The sequence below is a fragment of the Salipiger sp. HF18 genome (assembly GCF_011806505.1).
In the GTDB taxonomy this organism is placed as follows: domain Bacteria; phylum Pseudomonadota; class Alphaproteobacteria; order Rhodobacterales; family Rhodobacteraceae; genus Salipiger; species Salipiger thiooxidans.
Genome location: NZ_JAATOS010000626.1, coordinates 1 through 2,033 on the forward strand (window position 1 = coordinate 1; position 2,033 = coordinate 2,033).

General features: G+C 68.1%; 2 protein-coding genes and 2 pseudogenes. 2 read left to right on the forward strand and 2 right to left on the reverse strand.

Annotated elements, in window-relative coordinates:
- Positions 1-216, forward strand: a pseudogene (locus HC022_RS25075) (flavodoxin reductase); the annotation flags it as partial.
- A gap of 2 nt (positions 217-218) precedes the next feature.
- Here HC022_RS25075 and HC022_RS25080 read toward each other — a convergent pair.
- Positions 219-719 (reverse strand): GNAT family N-acetyltransferase, encoded by a 501-nt coding sequence (locus HC022_RS25080; RefSeq protein ID WP_175583734.1) that lies wholly within the window; start codon positions 717-719, stop codon positions 219-221.
- Positions 719-1,588, reverse strand: coding sequence for a hypothetical protein (locus HC022_RS25085; protein WP_167454200.1), 870 nt, complete (start codon positions 1,586-1,588; stop codon positions 719-721). The genes HC022_RS25080 and HC022_RS25085 overlap by 1 nt, the downstream gene beginning before the upstream one ends.
- Positions 1,589-1,817: 229 nt before the next feature.
- On the opposite strand from HC022_RS25085, the pseudogene HC022_RS25090 reads away from it, so the two are divergent.
- A pseudogene (locus HC022_RS25090) lies at positions 1,818-2,033 on the forward strand (tRNA (N6-isopentenyl adenosine(37)-C2)-methylthiotransferase MiaB); the annotation flags it as partial.

The following is a 2,033-nucleotide window of genomic DNA, read 5'->3' on the forward strand; positions in this document are numbered from 1 at the left end:
ATGCCGGGGCTCAGGACCCGTTTCATCGTCACCGAAGAGACCGAGAGCCCGCTGCACTACGAGAAGATCGACGCGGCGCTTCTGCGCGACTACGTCACGCCGGGCCGCGACACCTGCTACATCTGCGGCCCCGACGCCATGCTCGACGACATGGTGACCGAGCTGACATCGCTCGACATGGCCGAGGCGGACATCGTCACCGAAGAGTTCGACTGAGCTCAGCCGCGCAGGTCGCGGGTGTAGAACAGGTCGGTCTCGGGCCCGTCGGGGCCCACCACCGTGTTCGGCATCCGCCCCTGCCGCACGAAGCCGCGCCGTTCGTAGAACCGGATGGCGCGGGCATTCTGCTCGGCCACGCAGAGCTCGAGCTGCCAGACCCCGAGCGCCATGGCGTGATCCACGATCGCCTGCATCAGCCGCTCGGCGGCGCCCTGTCCGTGCAGCCGGGGGCGGATGTAGAAGCCGCCGATCTCGACCCGGTGCGCGGCGCGGGCGAAGGGCAGGCGGCGCAGCCCCGCCATGCCGACAAGCTCCGCCGCCTCGAAAAGCCCCAGCGTCATGCCCTGCGCCAGCATCTGCGCGACCGTCTCGGGCGGCATGGCGCGCGCCTCCTCGGCGCTGGCGAGGAAGGCCGAGGGGTAGGCCTCGACCGCCTCGACGCGCAGGGCCTTCCACGCATCGGCGTCGTCCGCGGTCAGGACGCGGGTGCTCAGCGCCATCAGAACCACTGGCCCGGCTCCATCAGTCCGAGGTCCAGCAGCTGTTGCGAGTGCCACTCGAAGGGCGTCGAGTTGTGCCACCGGAAGCTGTGAATGTCGAAGCTGCTGCCCGGGTTGCGCTTCAGCGCCTTGGCGGTGCGGAAGGAGACCAGCGCCGCGGTCAGGTTGTTGTGCCAGCGGCAGGCGTAGGTGTTGTATTCCTCGTCGCTGAAGGTGTGGTCGTCGCGCAGCCGCAGGCCTGCCTTGGCGCGGAACAGCGCGATGCGGTCGATCTTGCGGCGCTCGGGCGGCACGTGTTCCTCGTAGCGCCAGCGCAGCCCGCCGAAGAAGTCGAGCTGGCGTTCCTTGGGGTGACTGTGGTTGGCGGGATCGTTGCGGGCCTGCGCGTAATAGCCCGAGCGGTCGAGGAAGGCCTCGTCCAGCGACACCGCGTCAGGATAGCGCTGCAGGTCGCCGGCGTAGAGGTCGATGACATAGGTCAGCATCGCGTCGCGCCGTTCATCGCCGTGGAAGGCCAGCATCTCCGAGACCGAGCGGGTCTCGCAAAACGGGTAAAACAGGTACTCGGCGTTGTAGCAGTAGAACATCCAGAGCCCGGGGGCCGCCTCGCTCACCCGCGTGACGGCGTCGGCCACGGCGCGTTCGGCGGTCATGTCGTGCTCGATGCGGTGGACGCGGTCGTGCAGGTCGGGCGCGAGCGTGAAATGCGGCGGCATGAAGGCCAGGATGCAGCGGAAGCCCGCCTGCAGGTGGTGGCGCAGCGTGGTGTAGATCTCGGTGTCGTCCTCGCAGATAAACATCGCCACCGGGCCCTCGCCCATGGTGCTGCGGGCGGTCTTCAGAAAGGCGCTGAGGCCGGGGTACAACATGCTCTGCCTCGCTGCGGGTCCCGGGCGGAGGATTCTGGAAATCGTCCGGGGATGCAAGCGCGATGGCAGGCCCCGCGGCGCTGGTCAGGGCGGGGCGTTTGCGGGTATTCATGGCAAAGACGGACGCGGGGCAGGGGCCGGTGACGACGGGCCCGGGCCGCGCGGGCTTTTCACGCGGGCGGTTTTGCGCTATCCGCCCCGACTTGAACCGCGCCACCGGGAGCAAGCCATGACCCAGCCCAAGAAGCTCTTCATCAAGACCTACGGGTGCCAGATGAACGTCTACGACAGCGAGCGGATGGCCGAGGCCATGGGCGGGCAGGGCTACGTGCAGACCGACAGCCCCGACGACGCGGACATGATCCTTCTCAACACCTGCCACATCCGCGAGAAGGCCGCCGAAAAGGTCTATTCGGAGCTCGGCCGCTACAAGGTTCTGAAGGCC

Excerpts from the sequence above, each read along its gene's own strand:
- HC022_RS25085 (WP_167454200.1), bottom strand. The coding sequence starts at position 1,588 with ATGTTGTACCCCGGCCTCAGCGCCTTTCTGAAGACCGCCCGCAGCACC.
- HC022_RS25080 (WP_175583734.1), bottom strand. The coding sequence starts at position 719 with ATGGCGCTGAGCACCCGCGTCCTGACCGCGGACGACGCCGATGCGTGG.